General features: G+C 67.3%; 20 protein-coding genes. 16 read left to right on the forward strand and 4 right to left on the reverse strand.

Annotated features, from left to right (window positions below):
• Positions 1-9 precede the first annotated feature (9 nt).
• From IAE24_RS16015 to IAE24_RS16035, 5 genes are all read left to right on the forward strand, one after another.
• Entirely contained in the window at positions 10-1014 is a 1005-nt protein-coding gene (locus tag IAE24_RS16015) for a tripartite tricarboxylate transporter substrate binding protein (RefSeq protein WP_199960823.1), read from the forward strand.
• 58 nt (positions 1015-1072) lie between these two features.
• Entirely contained in the window at positions 1073-2236 is a 1164-nt protein-coding gene (locus tag IAE24_RS16020; protein ID WP_012205349.1) for a CoA transferase, read from the forward strand.
• Entirely contained in the window at positions 2236-3090 is an 855-nt protein-coding gene (locus IAE24_RS16025; RefSeq protein WP_199960824.1) for an amidohydrolase family protein, read from the forward strand. The genes IAE24_RS16020 and IAE24_RS16025 overlap by 1 nt, the downstream gene beginning before the upstream one ends.
• 62 nt (positions 3091-3152) lie before the next feature.
• A complete protein-coding gene (locus IAE24_RS16030) occupies positions 3153-4145 on the forward strand; it encodes a tripartite tricarboxylate transporter substrate binding protein (protein WP_199960826.1) in 993 nt (330 codons plus the stop codon).
• A gap of 359 nt (positions 4146-4504) precedes the next feature.
• A complete protein-coding gene (locus tag IAE24_RS16035; RefSeq protein WP_012205353.1) occupies positions 4505-5206 on the forward strand; it encodes a YebC/PmpR family DNA-binding transcriptional regulator in 702 nt (233 codons plus the stop codon).
• A gap of 72 nt (positions 5207-5278) precedes the next feature.
• Here the strand turns inward: IAE24_RS16035 and upp are convergent, their stop codons facing one another.
• The 3 genes from upp to IAE24_RS16050 form a co-directional block, all read right to left on the reverse strand.
• Positions 5279-5908, reverse strand: a complete 630-nt coding sequence (gene upp / locus IAE24_RS16040) for a uracil phosphoribosyltransferase (RefSeq protein WP_012205354.1) — start codon at positions 5906-5908, stop codon at positions 5279-5281.
• Between the two features lie 56 nt (positions 5909-5964).
• Positions 5965-6942, reverse strand: a complete 978-nt coding sequence (locus tag IAE24_RS16045; RefSeq protein WP_034398468.1) for a threo-3-hydroxy-L-aspartate ammonia-lyase — start codon at positions 6940-6942, stop codon at positions 5965-5967.
• A 147-nt stretch (positions 6943-7089) separates the two neighbouring features.
• On the reverse strand, positions 7090-8616 hold the full coding sequence (locus tag IAE24_RS16050; protein ID WP_099751535.1) for a helicase HerA-like domain-containing protein: 1527 nt from the start codon (positions 8614-8616) through the stop codon (positions 7090-7092).
• Between the two features lie 78 nt (positions 8617-8694).
• Between IAE24_RS16050 and IAE24_RS16055 the strand changes: the two genes are divergently transcribed.
• The 9 genes from IAE24_RS16055 to IAE24_RS16095 all read left to right on the forward strand — a co-directional run bounded on the left by IAE24_RS16055 (position 8695) and on the right by IAE24_RS16095 (position 18923).
• Positions 8695-9414, forward strand: a complete 720-nt coding sequence (locus IAE24_RS16055) for a YebC/PmpR family DNA-binding transcriptional regulator (RefSeq protein ID WP_012205357.1) — start codon at positions 8695-8697, stop codon at positions 9412-9414.
• The gene (gene purD, locus IAE24_RS16060; RefSeq protein ID WP_012205358.1) at positions 9411-10694 is read left to right on the forward strand and encodes a phosphoribosylamine--glycine ligase; all 1284 of its coding nucleotides are present in this window, start codon (positions 9411-9413) and stop codon (positions 10692-10694) included. The genes IAE24_RS16055 and purD overlap by 4 nt, the downstream gene beginning before the upstream one ends.
• A gap of 4 nt (positions 10695-10698) precedes the next feature.
• Positions 10699-11673, forward strand: coding sequence for an oxygen-dependent coproporphyrinogen oxidase (gene hemF, locus IAE24_RS16065; protein ID WP_051940708.1), 975 nt, complete (start codon positions 10699-10701; stop codon positions 11671-11673).
• Positions 11674-11922: 249 nt separating this feature from the next.
• Positions 11923-12723, forward strand: a complete 801-nt coding sequence (gene rsfS / locus IAE24_RS16070; protein WP_180317189.1) for a ribosome silencing factor — start codon at positions 11923-11925, stop codon at positions 12721-12723.
• A gap of 21 nt (positions 12724-12744) precedes the next feature.
• The gene (gene rlmH / locus IAE24_RS16075) at positions 12745-13212 is read left to right on the forward strand and encodes a 23S rRNA (pseudouridine(1915)-N(3))-methyltransferase RlmH (protein ID WP_012205361.1); all 468 of its coding nucleotides are present in this window, start codon (positions 12745-12747) and stop codon (positions 13210-13212) included.
• A gap of 127 nt (positions 13213-13339) precedes the next feature.
• On the forward strand, positions 13340-13954 hold the full coding sequence (locus IAE24_RS16080) for a Maf family protein (RefSeq protein WP_034393057.1): 615 nt from the start codon (positions 13340-13342) through the stop codon (positions 13952-13954).
• A 161-nt stretch (positions 13955-14115) separates the two neighbouring features.
• Positions 14116-15603, forward strand: a complete 1488-nt coding sequence (gene rng / locus IAE24_RS16085) for a ribonuclease G (RefSeq protein ID WP_013802635.1) — start codon at positions 14116-14118, stop codon at positions 15601-15603.
• Positions 15604-15782: 179 nt separating this feature from the next.
• Positions 15783-17684, forward strand: a complete 1902-nt coding sequence (locus IAE24_RS16090) for a LodA/GoxA family CTQ-dependent oxidase (protein WP_199961640.1) — start codon at positions 15783-15785, stop codon at positions 17682-17684.
• Positions 17685-17693: 9 nt separating this feature from the next.
• A complete protein-coding gene (locus IAE24_RS16095) occupies positions 17694-18923 on the forward strand; it encodes an NAD(P)/FAD-dependent oxidoreductase (protein ID WP_199961641.1) in 1230 nt (409 codons plus the stop codon).
• Here the strand turns inward: IAE24_RS16095 and IAE24_RS16100 are convergent.
• Positions 18859-19851 carry a Bug family tripartite tricarboxylate transporter substrate binding protein gene (locus tag IAE24_RS16100; protein WP_199961642.1) on the reverse strand — a complete coding sequence of 331 codons (993 nt, stop codon included), beginning with the start codon at positions 19849-19851 and terminating at the stop codon, positions 18859-18861. The genes IAE24_RS16095 and IAE24_RS16100 overlap by 65 nt on opposite strands.
• 235 nt (positions 19852-20086) lie before the next feature.
• On the opposite strand from IAE24_RS16100, the gene IAE24_RS16105 reads away from it, so the two are divergent.
• Both IAE24_RS16105 and IAE24_RS16110 read left to right on the forward strand, forming a co-directional pair.
• On the forward strand, positions 20087-20974 hold the full coding sequence (locus tag IAE24_RS16105) for a helix-turn-helix domain-containing protein (protein WP_199961643.1): 888 nt from the start codon (positions 20087-20089) through the stop codon (positions 20972-20974).
• Between the two features lie 172 nt (positions 20975-21146).
• The gene (locus IAE24_RS16110) at positions 21147-23315 is read left to right on the forward strand and encodes a TonB-dependent siderophore receptor (protein ID WP_199961644.1); all 2169 of its coding nucleotides are present in this window, start codon (positions 21147-21149) and stop codon (positions 23313-23315) included.
• Positions 23316-23317: the final 2 nt, after the last annotated feature.

The following is a 23317-nucleotide window of genomic DNA, read 5'->3' on the forward strand; positions in this document are numbered from 1 at the left end:
GACAAAGACATGAGCATTTCCCATTGCCGCGCGCGGCGCAGGCTGGTGGCGCTGGCCGCCACCACAACGGTGGCCACGCTGGCCGGGCTGGCTTCGCCGGGATTGATGGCGCAGGGCGCCTTCCCGTCCAAGGCCATCACCATGGTGGTTCCCTATCCGCCGGGTGGCTCCAACGACGTGTTCGCACGCCAGGTGGCCAAGGAAATGGGCGATCTGCTCAAGCAGACCGTGATCGTGGACAACCGGCCCGGCGCCAGCGGCAACACCGGCACGGCCTCGGTGGCCAAGGCGACGGCGGACGGCTACACGCTGGTGGCGGTCTCGTCCAGCATGACCACGAATGCTGCGGTACAGGCCAAGATGCCCTTCGACCCCGTCAAGGACCTGGCGCCCGTGGCCATGTTTGCCAAGGGCCCGCTGGTGGTGGCCGTGAACAACGAATTCCCGGCCAGGACGCCGCAGGATCTGGTGCGCGCCATCAAGGCCAGCCCGGGCCAGTTCAACTACGCCACCTCGGGCACCGGCAGCATCAACCACTTCGCGACCGAGATGATGCGCTCCATGGTGCCGGGCATGGACATCATGCATGTGCCCTACAAGGGCCAGGGTCCGGCCGTGACCGACGTGATCGGCAACCAGGTGCAGATGCTGGTCTCCAGCGGCCCCTCCATCCTGCCCATGGTGCGCAACGGCAAGCTGCGCGCCATCGGCATCACCAGCCTCAAGCCCAGCCCCGTTGCGCCGGACCTGACGCCCATGGCAACGGCCATCCCGGGCTACGAATTCGATCTGTGGTGGGGGCTGCTGGCGCCTGCGGGCACGCCCGCCGACATCGTGGACCGCCTCAACCAGGCCGTGAACCAGGTGCTGGCCAAGCCGACCATCCAGGCCAGCTTCCTGCGCGAAGGCGCCATTGCCAACCCCGTGACGCCGCAGCAGTTCGCACAGGTGATCCGCAGCGACGTGGCGCGCTGGAAGCAGCTCGCCAAGGACCGCAATATCCAGGCCGATTGAACCCGGCCGCTGGCGGGAGGCGCCCCAGGCCTTCCCGCTTCCCTATCAGGAGAAACGAATGAGTTTTGTGCCCGGTGAACGCCAGGGACCGAAAGGCCCGCTCAGCGGTGTGCGCGTGCTGGATCTGAGCGCCTATATCGCGGGGCCTTATGGCTGCTCGCTGCTGGCGGACCAGGGCGCCGAGGTGATCAAGGTCGAGCCGCCCGTGGGCGACAACCTGCGCAAGTACCCCTCCACGCTGGAAGCGGAAAGCCGCGCCTTCCTGGGCGTGAACCGCAGCAAGTGGGGCATGGTACTGGACCTGAAGGATGAGGCCGACCATGCCGTGCTGCTGCGCCTGGTGCGCGAGGCCGATGTGCTGGTCCACAACTTCCGCCCCGGCGTGCCCGAGCGGCTGGGCATCGGTTTTGCGCAACTGGCCGCCATCAACCCACGCCTCATCTATTGCAGCGTCACCGGCTATGGCAGCCGCGGGCCGCTCAAGGCCAAGGCGGGCTACGACCAGGTGCTGCAGACCATGACCGGCATGTGCGCCATGCAGGGCAAGGCAGGCGGGCCGCCCGAGATTCTCTACGGCTCCGTGGTGGACTACTACGCCTCGGCCCTGGTGGCGGGTGGTGTGTCGTCGGCGCTGTACGAGCGCGAGAAAAGCGGGCTGGGCCAGCATGTGGGCGTGTCCCTGCTGCGCGCGGCGCTGACCATGCAGTCCGCACGCATGGTCTGGGCCGAGGGCGAGCCGCGCGAGGTGGGGCGCGACATGCGCTCGGGCGGCATCACGGGCATCCACCCGACGCGCGAAGGATATCTCTACATTTCGGCCAACACCGCGCATTTCTGGGCGGCGCTGTGCCGCAAGCTGGATCTGCCCGAGGTGGCCAGCGACGAGCGCTACGACTCCGTGCGCAAGCGCGCCCAGCACCGCGACGTGCTGGTGCCCCTGCTGCGCCAGGCGCTGGCGGGGCGCAGCGCGCTGGAATGGGAGGCCTTGTTCGGCGAGGAAGTGCCCTGCGCGGCGGCCCGCACGGTGGAAGACATGTTCGACGACCCGCAGGTGCAGGCCGAGGGCATGGTCACCCGCTTCGAGCACCCGACCCTGGGCAGCTACCGGGGCTTTGCCGGCGCCGTCGAATTCGACCGCACGCCCGGCCCACCGGCCTTTGCCGCGCCCACGCTGGGCCAGCATACCGAGGCGCTGAAGGCCGCTGCGCAAGAGAGCCGCTGATGCACGCACTGCCTGCAGGCGCCTGCGACGCCCATCTGCATGTCTTCGATCCGCGCTTTGGTACGCGTTCTGATACGCGCTTTGATACGCGTTTTGGTGCCCATGCCACGGCTGCCGACTATGCGCAGCTGCGCGGCGGCATGGGGCTGGAGCGGGCCGTCATCGTCCAGCCGCGTGCGCATGGCACGGACAACCGGGCCACGCTGAACGCCATCCAGTCGCTGGGCGCAGCAAGCACGCGCGGCATTGCCGTGGTGCACCCCGATATCACGGACGCACAGTTGCAGGCGCTGCATGACGGCGGCATTCGCGGCATCCGCTTTTCGCTGCACACCGAGCACGATGCAGCCGTGCGGCTGGACATGCTGGAGCCGTTGGCCGAGCGCATAGCCGCGCTGGGCTGGCATGTGCAGCTGCACTGGCTGGCCAGCCAGATCGAGGCCCATGCGGCGCTGCTGCAGCGGCTGCCATGCACCCTGGTGTTCGACCACATGGCGCGGCTCGCTGACAGTGCTGACGGCGCTGGCGTGCACGAGCCCGCCTTCAGCGTGGTCCGCGGGCTGGTGCAGCAGGGCAGGGCCTGGGTCAAGCTCTCGGGGCCGTATCTGAACAGCCGGGCGGGCCTGGCCGCAGGCTATGCCGACTGCGACGCGCTGGCGCAGGCCTGGGTGGCCGAGGCCCCGCAGCGCCTGGTCTGGGGCAGCGACTGGCCCCATGTCACCGAAGCTGCCCATCCGCCGCAGACCCCCATGCTGCTGGCGCTGCTGGCGCTGCTGTCGCGCTGGATTCCCGATGCGGCGCAGCGCGAGCGCGTGCTGGTGCACAACGCCGCCGAGCTGTACGGATTCGATTGAGGGCGCGGGGCACGCAAGCCTCGCAGCCAGGTTTTCACCATTGAGCAACAGGAGACAGAAACGTGAAGAAGATCAAGACACTGCGGCCCGCCATGACGATGCTGGCCTTGGGTATTGGGGCGGGGCTGGGCCTGTTCCAGGGCACGCTGCATGCGGCCGACTATCCGGCCGCGCAGGCCGTCACGGTCGTCGTGCCGTTCTCGGCCGGCGGCGGTGCGGACAATGCGGCGCGCATCATCGCCAAGGCGCTGGGCGAGGTCTCGGGCCAGACCGTGGTGGTGGACAACAAGGCCGGCGCCAGCGGCGCCATCGGTGCCGCCCTCGTGGCGCGCGCCAAGGCCGATGGCTATACGGTGCTGTATGACGCATCGTCCTTCGCCATCAATCCCGCGTTGCGCAAGCTGCCCTATGACCCGGCCAAGGATTTCATTGCCGTGTCCCAGGCCATCAGTGTGCCCAACATCCTCGTGGCCGCACCGTCCTCGCCCTACAACAGCCTGGCCGACTTCATGAATGCCGCGCGGCAAAAGCCCGGCAGGCTCACCTATGCCTCCTACGGTCCGGGCAGCCTGGCCCAGATGGCGACGGAACTGCTCAAGGCAGACGCCAAGTTCGATGCCGTCCACGTTCCCTACAAGGGCGGGGCGCCCGCCATCGTCGATGTCATGGGCGGCCAGGTCGATGTGTACTTTGCCAACGCGGCCTCCAGCATCAATTACGTCAAGGGCGGCAAGCTCAAGGCGCTGGCCGTGTCCTCGGCCAAGCGCATGCCCGACCTGCCCGACGTGCCCACGGTGGCGGAAAGCGGCATCAAGGGCTTCGAGGTCACGGAGTGGAACGGCTTTTTCCTGCCTGCGGGCACGGCGCCCGACACCGTGCAGAAGCTGCAGGACCTGGTGCAAAAGGCCCTGGCCTTGCCAGCCACGCGCGCCAGCCTTGAAAAGCTGGGCCTGACGCCCGTGGGCAGTTCCTCCGCCGCCTTCACGGGCTTCGTGGCGGCCGAGCGCAAGCGCTGGGATGCCGTGGTCAAGGCCAACGGCATCACCGTGCAGTGAGCCGCTGCGCGTGACGGGACTCAGGGCGTGGCGGTGACGCGCAGCAACTGCCCGTCCTGGGCGTCCGTCAGCAGGTAAAGCCAGCCGGCCAGTGCCGGCGCGAGGCGCTAGTCACTGTGCACGATGCGCATGCGGCCCGGCCGACTGCGCTGTATCGCAGTCGGCCGACTTTGATCTGGCAAACATCATGCACGACGCGGCCAGAGCCAGCGGCGCCCTGTCAACCACTGCGCAAAAAGCCCGCGCAGCCACTTGCGCGGGTGTATAAACAGCGCTCTTTCGGCGCCGGGCCGGGTCCCTGCGTGGGGCGGTCGGCGGCGCCTCCTACCCACCAGAGAATCCGCAAGGGAAAAGCAGCCATGGGCGCGCAATGGAAAGCAAAGGGCAAGGCGCTGGTCGCCGATGCCAAGGGAAAGCTGTTTGGCAAGCTGGCCAAGGAAATCATCGTCGCGGCGCGCGCCGGCGCCGATCCGGCAGGCAACTCGCGCCTGCGCATGGCCGTGGAAGCCGCCCGCAAGGCCTCCATGCCCAAGGACACGCTCGAGCGTGCGATCAAGAAGGGCTCGGGCGTGGGTGCCGATGCCGTCAACTACGAACGCGTGGTCTATGAAGGCTACGGCCCCAACCGCGTGCCCGTGATGATCGAGTGCCTGACCGACAACGTGAACCGCACGGCGCCCAACATGCGCGTGTGTTTCCGCAAGGGCCAGATGACGGCCGTGGCCTGGGACTTCGACCATGTAGGCATGATCGAGGGCGAGCCCGAAGGCGGTGCCGATGCCGAGCTGGCCGCCATCGAGGCCGGCGCACAGGACTTCGAGCCCGGCGAGGAAGAGGGCACGACGCTGTTCATCACCGACCCGACGGACCTGGATACCGTGAGCAAGGCGCTGCCGGCCCAGGGCTTCAAGGTGCTGTCGGCCAAGCTGGGCTACAAGGCCAAGACGCCGGTCAGCATGGCCAGCCTGTCGGCCGAGCAGCAGGAGGAAGTGCAGGACTTCCTGGCCGGCATCGAGAACGATGATGACGTGCAGCACGTCTACGCGGGCCTGGTGGATTGATCCCGCTGCCCCCCGCTCCCCAGCAAAAAAGCCGCACGATGTGCGGCTTTTTTGTGGGTGCGTGCACCAAGCCTACTTGGTGCCGAAGATGCGGTCGCCCGCGTCGCCCAGGCCCGGCAGGATGTAGCCGTGCGCGTCCAGCTGGCGGTCCACGGCGGCCGTGTAGATGTCCACGTCGGGATGGGCCTTTTGCATGGTGGCCACGCCTTCGGGCGCGGCCAGCAGGCACATGAACTTGATGGACTTCGGGTTCAGCTGCTTCAGGCGCGCCACGGCGGCGGCGGCCGAATTGCCCGTGGCCAGCATGGGATCGACGACCAGCACGTCGCGCTCTTCCATCTCGGAGGGCATCTTGAAGTAGTACTCGACGGGCTGCAGCGTCTCGGGGTCGCGGTACAGGCCGATGTGGCCGATGCGCGCGCCGGGCACGACGTTGAGCATGCCGTCGAGGAAACCGTTGCCGGCGCGCAGGATGGACACCAGCACCAGCTTCTTGCCGTCGATGACCTTGCCGGTCATGGTCTCCAGCGGGGTTTCGATCTCGATGTCCTGCAGCGGCATGTCGCGCGTGATCTCGTAGGCCATCAGCGTGGACAGCTCGCCCAGCATGCGGCGAAAGCTGTTGGTGCTGGCTTCCTTGCGGCGCATCAGCGTGAGCTTGTGTTGGACCAGCGGGTGGTCGATCAGGTGCAGAGTACTCATGGTTTTCTTCTGGAAAAAAGGGGCGCCGGCATTTGCGGCCGGCGCCAGGGGGCGGTTCAGTCGTGCAGAAAGCGTGCGTAGCGCGCCAGGTCCACATTGCCGCCGCTGATCAGAATGCCCACGCGCGCGCCCGACAGCGCAACCCCGCCATGCAGGGCGCCCGCCAGCGAGAGCGCTCCCGTGGGTTCGACCACGATTTTCTTGCGTTCCGCGTAAAAGCGCATGGCCTGCACCAGATGCTCGTCCGCCACGGCCAGGATATCTTCCACATGCTCGCGGATGATGGCGAATGTGATATCGCCGATGGACTGGGTCTGGGCGCCGTCGGCAATGGTGTGGGGCGTGGGGATCTGCACGATCTGGCCTGCGCGCAGCGACTGGCGGGCATCGTCGCCGGCCTGGGGCTCGACGCCGTAGACCTTGCAGCGCGGCGCCAGTTGCCCGGCCGCCAGCAGGCTGCCCGACAGCAGGCCGCCGCCGCCCAGGCAGACGAACAGGTAGTCCAGGTCGGGCACCTCTTCGAACAGTTCCTTGGCTGCCGTGCCCTGGCCGGCGATCACGTCGCGGTGGTTGAACGGCGGGATCAGCGTCATGCCGCGCTCGTCGGCCAGGCGGCGGGAGATGGCCTCGCGGTCCTCGGTGAAGCGGTCATAGGTCACCACCTGGGCGCCGTAGGAGCGCGTGGCTGCCATCTTGGAGGCGGGGGCATCCTCGGGCATGACGATGAGCGCGGGCATGTCCAGCATCTGCGCGGCCAGGGCCACGGCCTGGGCATGGTTGCCCGAGGAGAAGGCCAGTGCGCCGCGCTTGCGCTGCTCGGGCGTGAACTGCGACAGCGCGTTGTAGGCGCCGCGTATCTTGAAGGCGCCCGTGCGCTGCAGGTTCTCGCACTTGAAGAACAGCTGGGCGCCCAGCAACTCGTCGGCGGTGCGGCTGCGCAGTATGGGTGTGCGGTGGGCCACGCCTTCCAGCCGGCGAGCGGCGGCGGCGACATCGTCATAGGTGGGCAGCGAGGGAGGGCTGTTCGTCGTCATGGCGTGCGGTTCCGCAAAGTGGATGGAGGCGCTTTCGATCATAGCCGCATGCGCGGGCTTTCAGAGCCCTGAAATGCGCCAGCCGTTGCATGGCAACGGCTGGGTGCTATGGTGTTTGATGCGGCGCAGTGCCGGTGCGCCAGCGCTTCAGCGCTTCTTGTTGCCCAGGATGCCGCCGAGCACGCCGCGCAGGATCTCCTTGCCCAGCGAATTGCCCATGGTGCGCATGGTGGACTTGGCCATGGTCTGCACCAGGCCGTCGTGCTTGCCGCCGCGCGGGCCCGTGGTGCCGAACAGCAGGTCCTTGAGCCCGTCCATCATGGCGCCACCTTCGCTTGCCGCGGGCGCAGCACCGGCCGGGCCCGTGCCGGTTGGCGCTGCGCCGTCGCCGGCCGCTGCCGTGCGGCCGCGCAGCACCTCGTAGGCCGACTCGCGGTCCACCGCCTTTTCATAGACGCCGGCCACCAGCGACTGTGCCAGCAGGGTCTTGCGCTGCTCCTCGTTGATGGGGCCGATCTGGCTGCCGGGCGGGATCACGTAGGCACGCTCGGTGATGCCGGGGCGTCCCTTGTCGTCGAGGAAGCTCACCAGGGCCTCGCCCACGGCCAGTTCGGTAATGGCGGCCTCGATATCCAGGCCGGGCTTGGGCCGCATGGTGGTGGCCGTGGCCTTGACGGCCTTCTGGTCGCGCGGCGTGAAGGCGCGCAGCGCATGCTGCACGCGGTTGCCCAACTGGGCCAGCACGGTGTCGGGCACGTCCATCGGGTTTTGCGTGACGAAATACACGCCCACGCCCTTGGAGCGCACCAGGCGCACCACCAGTTCGATGCGTTCGAGCAGCACCTTGGGCGCGTCGTTGAACAGCAGGTGGGCCTCGTCGAAGAAGAAGACCAGCTTGGGCTTGTCGGGGTCGCCGATCTCGGGCAGGCGCTCGAACAGCTCGGACAGCATCCACAGCAGGAAGGTGGAGTACAGGCGCGGCGAATTCATCAGCTTCTCGGCGGCCAGGATGTTGACCACGCCTTTGCCGCCGGCATCGGTCTGCATCAGGTCGTTGATGTCGAGCATGGGCTCGCCAAAGAATTTGTCACCGCCCTGGGACTCGATGGCGACCAGCCCGCGCTGTATGGCGCCCACGCTGGCCGCGCTGATGTTGCCGTACTCGGTGGTGAACTGCTTGGCGTTGTCGCCCACATGCTGGAGCATGGCGCGCAGGTCCTTGAGGTCCAGCAGCAGCAGGCCGTTGTCGTCGGCAATCTTGAAGACCAGGTTGAGCACGCCCATCTGCGTGTCGTTCAGGGCCAGCATGCGGCCGATCAGCAGCGGACCCATGTCCGAGACCGTGGCGCGCACCGGGTGGCCCAGCTCGCCGAACACGTCCCACAGCGTGGTGGGGCAGGCCAGGGGCTGGGGAATCTCGATGCCGCGCTCCTGCAGGGAGGCCGCCATCTTGGCGCCCGTGCTGCCAGCCTGGCTGATGCCGGACAGGTCTCCCTTGATGTCGGCCATGAACACCGGCACGCCGATCTCGGAGAATCCCTCGGCCATTTTCTGCAGCGTCACGGTCTTGCCGGTGCCGGTGGCGCCCGTGATCAGGCCATGTCGATTGGCCAGTGCGGGCAGCAGCAGGCATTCTGTGGCAGAGTGGCGGGCGATCAGAAGTGGAGCGGCCATTTCGGGTTTCCTCGGGGGAGCATGCGGTCAAAAGTAAAATCCCAGCCGCAAGGTTAAATCAATATCAAAGGACAGCCTGTGGCAGGACACAGTAAATGGGCCAATATCCAGCACCGCAAAGGCCGCCAGGACGAAAAGCGCGGCAAGGTCTGGACTCGCATCATCCGTGAAATCATGGTGGCGGCACGCACGGGAGGGGGCGATCTCAGCGCCAACCCGCGCCTGCGCCTGGCGGTGGAAAAGGCCAAGGCGGCCAACATGCCGGCCGACAACATCAAGCGCAACATCGACAAGGCCACGGGCAACCTCGAAGGCGTGACCTACGAGGAAATCCGCTACGAAGGCTACGGCATTGGCGGCGCGGCCATCATCGTGGACACCATGACCGACAATCGCGTGCGCACTGTGGCGGATGTGCGTCACGCCTTCAGCAAGTACGGTGGCAACATGGGCACGGAGGGTTCCGTGTCCTTCCAGTTCAAGCATGTCGGACAACTGATCTTCGCTCCCGGAAGCGACGAGGACCAGATCATGGAAGTGGCTCTGGAGGCCGGCGCCGAGGACGTGATCACCGATGACGAGGGAGCCATCGAGGTGCTGACCGCACCCGCAGAGTTCGAAACCGTGCGCGACGCGCTGCAGGCCAAGGGCCTGACGCCGGAGGTGGCTGAAGTCACCATGCGCCCGGAAAACACCATCGCCCTGCAAGGCGATGACGCAGCCCGCATGCAAAAGCTGCTGGACATGATCGAAGACCTGGATGACGTACAGGACGTCTACCACAACGCTGAACTATGAAAATTCTTGTGATTGGTGGCGGAGGCCGCGAGCACGCCCTGGCGTGGAAACTGGCTGAATCGCCGAAATCGACCAAGGTCTATGTGGCCCCCGGCAACGGTGGCACGGGCCTGGCCGGCGGCAAGGTGGAAAACCTCAACATCACCGACCCGCAGGCGCTGCGCGAGTGGGCGCAGGCCGAGAAGGTCGCGCTGACCGTGGTCGGCCCCGAGGCTCCGCTGGCTGCCGGCGTGGTCGATGAGTTCCGCGCCCACGGCCTGCGCATCTTCGGCCCCTCCAAGGCGGCCGCCCAGCTGGAAAGCTCCAAGGCCTTCTCCAAGGACTTCATGGCGCGCCACGGCATCCCCACGGCGCTCTATGAAACCTTCACCGACCCGGTGGCGGCCCATGCCTACGTGGACCGCCTGGGTGCGCCCATCGTGGTCAAGGCCGACGGCCTGGCCGCGGGCAAGGGCGTGGTCGTTGCGACAACGCTGCAGGAAGCCCACGACGCCGTGGACTTCATGCTCGTGGACAACAAGTACGGCGTGGCCCACAACGACGGCGGCGCCCGCGTGGTGATCGAGGAATTCCTCGCCGGCGAGGAAGCCAGCTTCATCGTGCTGTGCGACGGCAAGAACGTCCTGGCCCTGGCAACCAGCCAGGACCACAAGCGCCTGAAGGACGGCGACCAGGGCCCGAACACGGGCGGCATGGGCGCCTACTCGCCCGCGCCCGTGGTCACGGCCGACGTGCATGCCCGCGCCATGCGCGAGATCATCCTGCCGACCATCCGCGGCATGGAAAAGGACGGCATTCCCTACACCGGCTTCCTCTATGCGGGCCTGATGATCGACGCGTCCGGCCATCCCAAGACGCTGGAGTTCAACTGCCGCATGGGCGACCCCGAGACCCAGCCCATCATGATGCGCCTCAAGAGCGATCTGGTGGACGTCATGCTGGCGGCCACCGATGCCAAGCTCGACCAGGTCGAGCTGCAATGGGACCGCCGCACGGCGCTGGGCGTGGTCATGGCTGCGGCCGGCTACCCCGAGGACCCGCGCAAGGGCGATGCCATCAGCGGGCTGCCGCAGGACGCCGCCGACGCCATGGTCTTCCATGCCGGCACCCAGCTCAAGGACGGCGTGCCCGTCACCAGCGGTGGCCGCGTGCTGTGCGTCACCGTGCTGGCCGACAGCGTCAAGCAGGCCCAGCAAAAAGTCTATGACGTGGCGCGCGGCATCCATTTCGATGGTGCCCAGTACCGCCGCGACATCGGCTTCCGTGCTGTGAAGAACTGAGTCCATGGCAGAGCAATCGACCGGGCAGGCGCTGCCCGTGGCCCAGGTGCGCGAGTACCTGACGGGCCTGCAGGCCCGCATCACGCAGGCGCTGGAGCAGGTGGAAGGCGAGGGCGGTGCACGCTTTCTGTCCGACGCCTGGAGCAAGGGGCCCGGCGAGCGCCTGCAGGGCGATGGCATCACCCGCATCATGGAGGGTGGCCGCGTGTTCGAGCGCGCGGGCTGCGGCTTCTCTCATGTGCGCGGGCCGCAACTGCCGCCCTCGGCCACGCAGCACCGGCCTGAACTGGCGGGTGCGCCGTTCGAGGCCATGGGCGTGTCCCTGGTCTTCCATCCGCGCAATCCTTTTGTGCCTACGGTACACATGAATGTGCGAATGATTGCGGCCGGCTCAGGTGCGGCCGGCTCAGGTGCGGCAGGGCATCCGGGCAACGAGCCCACCTGCTGGTTCGGCGGCGGCATGGACCTGACACCGGTCTACGGCTTCGAGGAAGATGCACAGCACTTTCACCGCGTCTGCCGCGATGCGCTGGCGCCTTTTGGCGACACGCTCTACCCGCGCTTCAAGACCTGGTGCGACGAGTACTTCTGCCTGAAGCACCGCAACGAGCAGCGCGGCATCGGCGGCATCTTCTTCGACGACTTCTCTGAGCTGGGCCAGGCGCGCAGCTTCGACATGCTGCGTTCGGTGGGAGATTCCTTTCTGGAGTCCTACCTGCCCATCGTCGAGCGCCGCCAGGCCATGGACTACGGCCAGCAGCAGGTCGATTTCCAGCGCTACCGCCGCGGCCGCTACGTGGAGTTCAACCTGGTCTGGGACCGGGGAACGCACTTCGGCCTGCAGTCCGGCGGGCGCACGGAATCCATCTTGCTGTCCATGCCCCCGCATGCGAGCTGGAGCTACCAGCGCGAGGACGCGCCCGGCACGCCCGAGCGCGCGCTGCTGGAGCAATTCCTGGTGCGCCGCGACTGGCTTTGAGTCCCATTGCCGCCATCTCCGGCCGCGTGGCGAAATCCGCGCGTGCAAGGGAATAGGCGGCAAAACTATAATTTCAATAGCTTGAGGCGCAGCGTTGGCTGCGTTCTCCACTTTCTTCGGCGCGAAATCTTCCGGCGATCTGTGGGCGAACTCCATGCATTTTGGAGCGCCGCTACAGCCAAGCCCTCTACGGGCCGCACGGCGCTCGCGCTATATTGATCCCATTTCTATTCCACTGATCACCGCCTGATGACCACTTCCACCAAATCGGATTCCGCAGCCAAGCGCGACGTGACCAAGCTGCAACGCGCCATTGTTGACGGCCTCGAAAACGTCAAGGCCCAAGACATCCAGGTCTTCAATACCGAAAAGCTCTCGCCGCTGTTCGAGCGCGTGATCGTGGCTGCTGGCACCTCCAACCGCCAGACCAAGGCGCTGGCCTCCAGCGTGCGCGACGCCGTCAAGCAGGCCGGTTTTCCCGTGCCACGCCAGGAAGGCGAAGAAAACGGCGAGTGGATCATCGTGGACTGCGGCCAGGCCGTGGTCCATGTGATGCAGCCAGCCATCCGCCAGTACTACCGCCTGGAAGAGATCTGGGGCGAGACGCCTGTGCGCCTGAAGCTGGGTGCTCCCAAGCCCACGCGCTCGGCCGCCACCGACAAGGCCGAGGAAAAGGCCAAGAAGGCCGCTTCCAAGAAGGCTGCTGCAACGGCCGCCAAGCCTGCTGCCAAGAAGGCCGCTTCTGCCGCCGCACCTGCTGCAGGCAAGAAGCCCGCTGCCAAGAAGGCAGCTCCTGCCAAGGCCGCTGCACCCCGTTCCGCAGCTGCCAAGCCGGCAGCATCCCGTACGGCGGCCGCCAAGCCGGCTGCTGCAAAGTCGGCCGCTCCCAAGTCCGCCGCCGTGAAGTCGGCCGCCGCCAAGGCGCCGGCCCGCAAGACGGCAGCGCCCAAGGCCATCAAGACCGTGGTGGTCAACCGTGCTCCCGCCAAGCCCAAGGCAGGTGCCGCTGCCAAGCCGGCCGCCAAGCGCGCTCCCCGCGCCAAGGCCTGAACGGTTCGGGACTGACGCTGCATGAAGCTGTTGATCGTGGCCGTGGGCCAGCATGTGCCCGACTGGGCGCAGACGGCCTACGACGACTATGCCAAGCGCTTTCCCCCGGAGCTCAAGGTGGAGCTCAAGGCCGTCAAGACCGAGCCGCGCGGCTCCAAGACGGTCGAGACCCTGTACGCGGCCGAGCGCAAGCGCATCGAGGCCGCCATTCCGCGTGGCACGCGCATCGTCGTGCTCGATGAGCGCGGCACCAATCTGACGACCAAGGCACTGGCCCAGCGCCTGCAGGGCTGGCAGCTGGAGGGCGACGACGTGGCCCTGATCATCGGCGGACCGGACGGACTGGACCCCGCCTTCAGGCAGGCTGCGCACGAGCGCATCCGCCTGTCGGACCTGACCCTGCCGCATGCCATGGTGCGGGTGCTGCTCATCGAGCAGCTGTACCGTGCCTGGTCGGTCAACGCCGGCCATCCCTACCACCGGGAATAGGGCCTGTCCCGGCTCCCAGGCTCTGCCAGCGGCCCTGTCACGCGGATCCGAGGATCTCGTGATACTATGATTTTGATAGCCTTCAGCGCTTTGCAACAAAGGGCTGAAGGCATTTCTCATTCTTATCATGCCGCCATTCATCTACCTTGCCTCCCAGAGCCCCCGCCGCCGCCAGCTGCTGGAGCAGCTGGGTGTGGCCCATGAGCTTTTGCTGCCCAACGCCGAGGGCGACATTGCCGAAGATGCCGAGGCCATAGAGGCCGAACTGGCTGATGAGGCAGCGCGCGACTATGTGCAGCGCGTCACCGCGCTCAAGCTCGATGCCGCCGTGGCCCGCCATGCGCGCCGCGCCCTGGCTGTGGCGCCCGTGCTGTGCTCGGACACCACGGTGGCGCTGGATGGCCGCATTCTTGGCAAGCCTGCCGATGCCGACGATGCCCGCCGCATGCTGACCGCGCTTGCGGGCCGCGAGCACGAGGTGCTGACCGCCGTCGCCATACAGCACGGCGCGCGGCGCCTGGCTGCGCTGTCGGTTTCCCAGGTCTGCTTTTCGGCCATGAGCGCGCAGCAGATCGACGCGTATGTGGCCTCGGGCGAGCCCATGGGCAAGGCCGGCGCCTATGGCATACAGGGCCGCGCGGCGGCCCATGTGCAGTGGCTGCACGGCAGCTACTCGGGCATCATGGGCCTGCCTCTGTTCGAGACGGCGGCGCTGCTGCGCGAGCTGGGCTGGGCACTGTAGGCCGGCTCCCCGACCTGGGCCCGCAGGGGCGTGCAGGCATGCGCAGACCGCCGATGACAGCGGATGGCGCGGCAAGATAGTGGCAAGCGGCCACCGGCGCAATGATTGCCGGGCCGCCATGGCCGAGAAATACAAACGACAAAGCACACCACAGGCACAGCATGCAGCAAGACATTCTGATCAATTGGTCGCCACAGGAAACGCGCGTGGCCATCATCGAGAACGGCGCCGTCCAGGAGCTGCACATGGAGCGCCCGCTGGAGCGCGGCCTGGTCGGCAACGTCTATCTGGGCAAGGTCTCGCGTGTGCTGCCGGGCATGCAGTCGGCCTTCATCGACATCGGCCTGGAGCGAGCAGCCTTCCTGCACGTGGCCGACGTCTGGCAGCGGCAGGAAGGGGGCGAGGCCCCCATGTTCGCGCGCAAGGACATGCCTGTCGTGCCCATCGAAAAGCAGGTTTTCGAAGGCCAGACCATCATGGTGCAGGTCATCAAGGACCCGATCGGCACCAAGGGTGCGCGCCTGTCCACGCAGATCAGCATCGCGGGGCGATTGCTGGTGCTGCTGCCCCAGGATGACCATATCGGCATCTCGCAGAAAATCCCGCAGGGCGAGCGCGACGCGCTGCGCGCGCGCCTGCAGGGCCTGGTGGGCACCAAGGAAACCGGCGGGGGCGGCGGCTTCATCCTGCGCACCAATGGCGAGGACTCCAGCGACGCCGAGCTGGCCGACGACATCCGCTACCTGCGCAAGACCTGGAGCCGCATCAAGGACGCCTCGGTGCGCCTGCCGCCCATGTCGCTGCTGCATCAGGACCTGAACCTGCTGCAGCGCGTGTTGCGCGATCTGGTGGGCGAGGGCACGCAGAGCATCCGCATCGACTCCAAGGAGCAGTTCGCCCTGCTCATGACCTTCGGCCAGGAATACATGCCGGCGGCCGTGCCCAAGCTGCAGCACTACCGCGGCGAGCGGCCCATCTTCGACCTGTTCGCCATCGACGAGGAAATCGCCCGTGCGCTGGGCCGCCGCGTGGACCTCAAGTCCGGCGGCTACCTGATCGTGGACCAGACCGAGGCGCTGACCACGGTGGACGTCAACACCGGCGGCTACGTGGGGGCGCGCAACTTCGACGACACCATCTTCAAGACCAACCTGGAAGCGGCCCAGCAGATCGCGCGCCAGCTGCGCCTGCGCAACCTGGGCGGCATCATCATCGTGGACTTCATCGACATGGTGCGCGACGACCACCAGGCCGAGGTGCTGTCCGAATTCAAGCGCCAGCTCGGGCGCGACCGCGTCAAGACCATGGCGGGCGGTTTCTCGCAGTTGGGCCTGGTGGAGATGACGCGCAAGCGCACGCGCGAATCGCTGGCCCACATGCTGTGCGAATCCTGCCCGGTCTGCCAGGGCAAGGGCCATGTGAAGACCGTGCGCAGCGTCTGCTACGAGGTGCTGCGCGAAATCCTGCGCGAGGCGCGCCAGTTCAACCCGCGCGAGTTCCGCATCGTGGCCTCGCCCAAGGTGGTCGAGATGTTCCTGGACGAGGAAAGCCAGCACCTGGCCGGCCTGTCCGACTTCATCAAGAAGCCCATCTCGCTGCAGGCCGAGACGGCCATGGCACAGGAGCAATACGACATCGTGCTGCTGTGAATCGATATTTATTCTGCTAATTCATTATCAATAGCAGTTCATCTATTGGAGAATGAATGGGTTCAATTGAACTCATTCTTGCGTTGCTATGGATTGTTGATTCCCGATAATTAACTTTTTCTCGGCTTTTTTGATACTGTTTGTTGCAATCAGTGCCTCAGCAACTGAAAGGGCGACGAATGGGAATCGACTCCACCATTGTGCGTGCAGCCATACACCCGGGAATTGGTGTGGCGCGTATTGGCAATAGTCCGGATGAGTGCTATGTCGGCCCCGAGCTGATGCATGTGCCGCCCATGGCGCCGGGCAGCCTGCGTGATGCGCAGGGCGCGCTCAAGCGGCAGGCTGCGCGCTTTCGCATCTACGGCTACAACGCCGCGGGCGAGGTGGTGCGTGAACTCACGTCCGACCAGGACCAGATCGAATGGGAAGTCGAACTGGCCAATACCAAGGCCGCCTGGTATCAATTCCAATTGGCGCTGGACGTGCCTGAAGCTGCAACGGCCGATCCCACGATTTTGCGCAATGCCACGGTGAAGGACCGGAAAAGCCTGGCCATTCGACCGGGAGCCCGCCGAATTGCCAAAGGCTCGGCCCCGGTGGCATTCGACAGCGGCAGTTTCTGCGGCAAGCCGGTTTATCTGGGCGAATTGCGCATTGAAAAGACGGGCCAGCTTCTCGTGCTGGGAGGCCGTGGCGTCTCTGCCTCCGTGGATGGCTCCAAGGCCACCACGTTTGCGAACAACGAGGGCTGGCATGACGATGTGGCCGACGGCCCGGTGCGCGCCAAGGTCGTCGTGGCCGGCGTTTCCGTGCCGGTGGATGCGGCATGGGTCACGGTTGCGCCGCCCAACTACGGCCCGCAGATGAAGTCGGTGCGCACCATGAAGGACCTGATGGAGGATGTGTACATCCACTCGGGCATGGCCGCCTTCCCGCTGCACGTCTCCTTTAGCCGGCACATCCTGCCCATACTCCAGCGCCAGAGCAGCCTGCAGTGGGCGAACAAGGGCTTTGCATCCCAGTTCGGCTGGGGCGGGGCGGCCAGTGCGGATGACGAGGCGTGGATCGCCAGGCTCAACAGCCCGGGCACGACCTGGGCCGAGCTGCGCCAGCAGGTGGCCAATGCCTTCCGCCGTTTTGACCGTGATGGCGCATCCCCCCAGCCCTGGCCCTGGCTGTATGGCGACGCCATGGCCGTGCCGCCCGCCGACACGCCGCGCCAGCATGCGGCACTGACCCCCACGCAGCTGAGAATGCTGGACCTGTGGGCCGGCGGCCATTTCCTGTCCGACTGGAAGCCCGGCCAGCAGTACCCTGCCCAGCTCGCCGACGTGCCGCTGCAGGAGCAGCCGGCCATGCTCGACCATGCCGCCATGGACGATTGCCTGGCCGACGCCTTCCATCCGGGCTGCGAGATCACCTGGCCCATGCGGCACGCCAGCATGTACCGGGCGCCGTTCCGCATCCGCGAGGCGGCAGTGAACCCGCCCGAGCTGCAACTCTACGGCTCCCGGCTCACGCCTGCGGTGGCCCTGTCCGAGAGCGGGCCGCTGTATGCGCAGGTGGCCGGCGACCTCACGCGCTGGATGGCGGTCCCATGGCAGACCGACACCGCCAGCTGCCGCAGCGGCTATTACGCCGGCTATGGCCCACGCTACGACCCCTACCTGCCCACGTTCTGGCCGGCCCGCGTGCCCAACCAGGTGCTGACGCAGGAGGCCTATGAAAGGGTCATCGACACCGAACTGCCGCGCGAGCAGCGCGTTGCCGCCTTCAACCGCCGCGAGTCGTGGTTCCGCACACTGGGTGAGGAAGGCTATGAGAGCGAGATCAACCGCATGATCAGCCACTTCGGTGACATGGGCGTCATCGAGAGTCGGCCCGGCGTGCGGGGCGACAAGGACTTCCCGCCGGTGATGCAGGTGGAAAACCGCATCGCCCCGGCGCCGTCGCACATGCTCAAGACTGCGGTGCAACCGGACGGGCAGGAGGCGCCTCCCCGCATCGAGCCCTTCGATGCAGACAACGAGCAGCAGTTGCGCGCCATGACGCAGCGCGGCCCGGTGCTGCCGCGCTGAGTGCCGGCCATGCCGTCGCACGCCATGGCCGCCGCGCCGCTGCCGGATGAACTGGATGTGCTCGTCGTGGGCGCGGGACCGGCGGGCTCGGCCGTTGCCGCGCAACTGGCAGGGCACTGCCGCGTGGCGCTGGTAGGACGCGCCGTGCAGGCTGGGCGGGCCATTGGCGAAACCCTGCCCGCTGCGGCCCGGGTGATTCTGTCCGACCTGGGCGTGTGGGATGCGTTCGCGGCACAGGGCCACCGGCCGGCATGGTCGCGGCGGTCATTGTGGGGAGGGCCGGAGGTCATCTTTCAGGACGCACTGTTCGACCCGCATGGCGCGGGCTGGCACCTGGACCGCAAGCGCTTCGACGCCATGCTGCTGGAGGCTGCGCGCAGCCGTGGCGTGCCCTGCCTGGTGCCCGCCACGCTGCGCAGCCTGCAGCGCCAGCCACCGGGCGCACCCATGCGCTGGCGCTGCCTGATCGATAGGGCGCAGGGCGACCCGGCGCACGGCCCGTTGGAGCTGTCCTGCCGCATCGTGGTCGATGCCACGGGCCGCGCGGCCCGCGTGGCCCGGCAGGCTGGCGCCCAGGTCCACCGTGGTGGCCGCCTGGTCTGCTTTCACGCCTGGGTGGAGCCGCCATCGCATGAGCATGCAGGCACCACCATGATCGAGTCGGATGCCGAAGGCTGGTGGTACAGCGCCGACCTGCCCGATGGCAGTTGCGTGATTGCCTGGCAGACCGATATCGACCTGCCTCAAGCCCGGCGCCTGCGCAGCACGGCCGATCTGTTGGAAATGGCGCATCACACGGCCCTGGTGGGCGCGCGCAGCAGGGGCAGCCGGCTGCTGGAGCCGCTGCGCGTGGCCGCCGCCCACGAACAATGGCTTGATGCTGCCAGCGGGCCGGACTGGCTGGCCGTGGGCGATGCAGGCCTGTCCTTCGATCCCCTGGCATCGCAGGGCCTGCTCAACAGCCTGGTCACGGGCAGCGAGGCCGCCCAGGCCGTGCGCCGCAGCCTGGCGGGCGATGCCGATGCGCTGCAGTCCTGGAGTTCGTGGATCGGCACGATACGCGCTGCGTACCGTACCCATCACCAGCACTACTACGCGCTGGAGCCGCGCTGGGCGAACGAGACGTTCTGGGCCCGCCGCCAGCGGGCGCCGGAGGCGGGGGCCGGAGCCGACGTTATTGCCGCTCCAGCTTCGCCGTCTGCACGATCGCATTCCAGCGCTGGTACTCGGCCCGCGTGAATTCGCGGAAGGCCTTGGAGTCCAGCAGGCGCACTTCGCCGCCCAGCGCCGTCACCTTGGACTTGAAGTCGGCATGGCCCGCCACCTTGAGCGTGGCTTCCTCCAGGCGCTTGACGATGGCGGCCGGCGTGCCCTTGGGTGCCAGCACGCCGTTCCAGGTGCCGGTCACGAAGGTGGGGTAGCCGCTTTCCTTCATGGTCGGCACATCGGGCAGGGCGGGCAGGCGCTGCTCGGAGGTCACGGCCAGGGCCTTGAGCTTGCCGGACTGCACGAAGGGCAGGGCGGGCGTCACGTTCTCGAAGATGAAATCGATCTGGCCGCCCAGCAGGTCGGTCAGGGCCGGCGCGCTGCCCTTGTAGGGCACATGCACCATGTCCAGCTGGGTGGCGCTCTTGAACAGCTCGCCCGACAGGTGGATCGTGGAGCCGCTGCCCGGCGAGCCATAGCTCATGCCGGTCTTTTGCGCGGCGGCGCGTGCCACCAGGTCCTTCACCGTCCTGGCGGGCGTGCGCGTCTCGTTGACGACCAGCACATTGGGAATGGTGGTCACCAGGGCCACGTACTCGAAATCGCCCAGGCTCTTCTCGCTCAGGTTCTTGTACAGGCTCTGGTTGATGGCCTGGGTGCCGGCCGTGCCGAACAGCAGCGTATAGCCATCATTGGCCGCCGAAGCCACGCGGCTGGCGCCGATGGAGCCGTTGGCGCCGGAGATGTTTTCCACGATCACGGGCTGGCCCAGCGACTCGGACAGGCCCTGCGCCACCATGCGCGCCAGCACATCGGTATTGCCGCCAGGGGCGAAGGGCACGACCAGCTTGACGGGCCGGGTGGGATAGGCATCCGCCCAGGCCTGGGGCAGGGGCAGCAGCGCGGCGCCGAGCAGCGCGGCAGCGCGCAGGAATTGCTTGCGTGAAAGGGTGCGGGGCATGGGGGATGTCTCCTTGTCGGTGTTTTTGGTGGCGCAGCGGCTGGGGCCGGCGGCGGATTTTTCAGGCGGGCCAATGCTGGGTGGTGGCTGTCTTGACGTCAATCAATGTTTTGGCAGGACGTCATGCGGCGGGCGAATGACCTGTTCGGCCTTGCTCGGCAAATGAGAATGGATTGCATTAACATGCGCCCCTCATGATCCCTGCCACCACGGCGCAAGCTGCCCGGACCCGCCCATGAAAAAGGACCGCACCCTTCCTGCTTCTTCCCCCGGCGGCGCCGTTCAAATGCCCACGCCCATGCTCAGCCTGTCGGCAGGCCGGCTGCGCTTTGACCGCACGCAGTGGTTCAGCGAGAGCGAGCAGGCCGGGGTCAAGCTCGTGCTGGTGCTGTCCGGCAGCATCAGCTACCAGCTGGAACGCTCGGCGCCCGTGCGGCTGTGCGGTCCCTCCGTACACCTGCGCCTGCGCGATGCACCCCATGACGTGCTGCATGGCATGGAGCAGGGCTCGGATCTGGAGTACGTGTCGGCCAGCCTGCCCATGTCGGGCCTGGCGTCCAGCCTGGGCCTGACTCCGCAGGGGCTGGCCGATGCGATGGAGGCAGGCGCTCCTGGAGATTCCGGTGCATCCGGCGCCTGCGGCTCGCTCATCCGCGATGCCCAGGCCAGTGCCGCCCAGCGCGCGGTGGCGCAGCAGATCCTGCACTGTCCGCTGCAGGGCGCGGCGCGCCAGCTCTATCTGGCGGGCAAGGGGCTGGAGCTGCTGGCCCTGTGCATGCCCCGGCCCGGGGAAGAAGACCTGTCCGGGCGCGGACGCCAGCAACTGGAGCGTGCGGTGCAGCTGCTGCGCGAGCGCCTGGATGATCCACCGGGCCTGCGCGCTCTGGCGCGTGATGTGGGGCTTAACGTGAACAAGCTCACCCAGGGCTTTCGCCAGTGCTTTGGCTGCACGGTGGCCGAATGGCTGCAGGCCCAGCGCATGGCGCGCGCCTACGAGCTGCTGGCCTCTGCGCGGATGGATGTGGCCCAGGCGGCCGCGCTCAGCGGCTACAGCCCCTCGCATTTCAGCAAGGTCTTCCAGCGCCATCATGGCGTGCTGCCCAGCGCCTTGCGGCGCGGATAGTCTCCATCCCAGGTCAGGCTCCGCAGCCGCTTTGCAGCGCTGCAGTCGTGCCGTGATTTTGCCGTGATCGTGCCGGGATCGCGGCAGGCCGTGACGCAATCGCGCATGGACGCTGCCCACGTCTTTCAGAATTTGGATGAGATTGGTTCTCATTTGAAATTCGGGAGGAGTGATGGATTCATCGTCAATGAAAGCGGCGCGGCCCCTGGTGTTGCGCCCCTTGCCACTGGCCCTGTGCCTGGCCTTTGCTACGGGCGGATCGGCCCGGCTGCATGCCGAGACGCAGGCGGTTGATGCAGGCAGCGCGCCTGAAACAGCCGCACTGCCAGGGATCACGGTCCGCGCCAGCGCAGTCACCGGCACGGGCGTGGACAAGCTGGGCCAGAGCCTGCAGGAAATCGCCCAGTCGGTCACGGTGATCGGGCAGGAGCGCATGCGCGAACAAAACCTCTACAGCCTGGACGACGTGATGCAGAACGCCCCCGGTGTCACCGTGCAGCCCTTCCAGCTGCTGACCACGGGCTACTACCAGCGCGGCTTCAAGATCGATTCGTTCCAGCAGGACGGCGTGCCCATTCTCATGGGCAACACGGCCAGCCCGCGCATGGACATGGCCATGTACGAGCGCGTGGAGATCGTGCGCGGCGCCGCAGGCCTGCTGCATGGCACGGGCAACCCTGCCGCCACGGTCAACCTCGTGCCCAAGCGGCCCACGCGTGAGTTTGCCGGCAGCGCGGGGCTGACCCTGGGCAGCTGGGGCCGGCGTCGCGCCGAGGCCGATGTCGGCGGCCCGCTCAATGCCTCGGGCAGCCTGCGTGCCCGCGTGGTGGCCACGCAGGAGGAGCGTGACTTCTTCTACGACGTGGCTGGCGAGCGCACCGGCAATCTCTACGCCATTGCCGAGCTGGACCTGGCGCCCGGCACCACGGTGCACGCCGGGGCGCACCATCAGCGCATACGCTCCACCACCAACATGGCGGGCGTGCCTTTCTATGCAGACGGCCGCGATGTGGGCCTGCCGCGCAGCACCTATCTGGACGCGGCCTGGGACCGCTTCGACTGGAACACCACGCGCAGCTTTGCCGGCGTCGAGCATGTCTGGAGCAACGGGTGGCAGGCCAGGCTCAACCTCAATCACCTCTCCGGCGATTCCGAGCTGCTCTATGCCGGGGCCAACGGCGCTGTCAATCCCGCCACGGGCCTGGGCGGGCGCCTCACGGGTGCGGCCTACCGCTTCGACGACAGCCAGACCAGTGTGGATGCCTTTGCCAGCGGCCCGGTGCAGCTGTGGGGCCGCACGCACGAGCTGCTGGCCGGCTTCAACCACCAGCGCACGCGCAGCACGCAATGGGCCGCCTCCATCCTCAATCTGCCGCAAAGCCCGGTCGATGTCTGGAACTGGAATCCGCACGGCGTGCCGCTGCCCCTGGTCGGCAGCTACGCCACGCGCGGCCCCACCGAGACGCGGCAAAGCGGCCTGTACGGCATGGCGCGGCTGCAGCTGGCCGACCCCTTGAAGCTGGTGCTGGGCGGGCGCTTCACGCGCTGGGAGCAAGAGACGGGCGGCGCAGGCGGAGCCGCCAGCCGCGTGCGCACGCGCATGGGCACGCAGTTCACCCCCTATGCAGGCCTGGTGTACGCACTCGGCCCGCAGTGGAACGCCTATGCCAGCCATGCGCGCATCCTCCAGCCGCAGAGCAGCTACACCTATGCCGGTGAACTGCTGGACCCGGTACAGGGCAACAACCTGGAGGCCGGCATCAAGGGCGCACTGCTGGGCGGCCGCCTGAACCTGGGCCTGGCGCTGTTCGAGATCCGGCAGAAGAACCGTGCCCAGGCCGATCCGGCCCATCCCTGCGTGGGCAATGCCTGCTGGTACATCGCCACCGGCGAGGTGCGCAGCCGAGGGCTGGAGGCCGAGATCGAAGGCCAGCCCCACCGCGACTTGCGCCTGAGCGCCTCCTACACCTGGAACCGCACGCAGTACCTGCAGGACGCGCAGAACCAGGGCCTGCCCTTCGCCAGCTTCACGCCGCGCCACATCCTGCGCCTGTGGGCCAGCTACCAGGTGCCGGTGGCAGAGCGCCGTTTCAGCATCGGCCTGGGCCTGCGCGCGCAAAGCGACTTCTACAACCAGGCGCAGGGCGTGACGCTGCGGCAGGGCGGCTACGCGCTGGCCAGCCTGCGCCTGGGCTGGCGCATCAACCGCCAGCTCACGGCGGCCCTGCAGGTGGACAACCTGACGGACCGCCGCTACTACCAGAGCCTGTCCGGCACGGGCTGGAACAACCGCTATGGCGAGCCGCGCAGCGCCACGCTCAGCCTGCGCGCCGAGTTCTGAGA

The sequence above is a fragment of the Delftia sp. S65 genome, assembly GCF_016516495.1.
GTDB lineage: Bacteria > Pseudomonadota > Gammaproteobacteria > Burkholderiales > Burkholderiaceae_C > Comamonas > Comamonas acidovorans.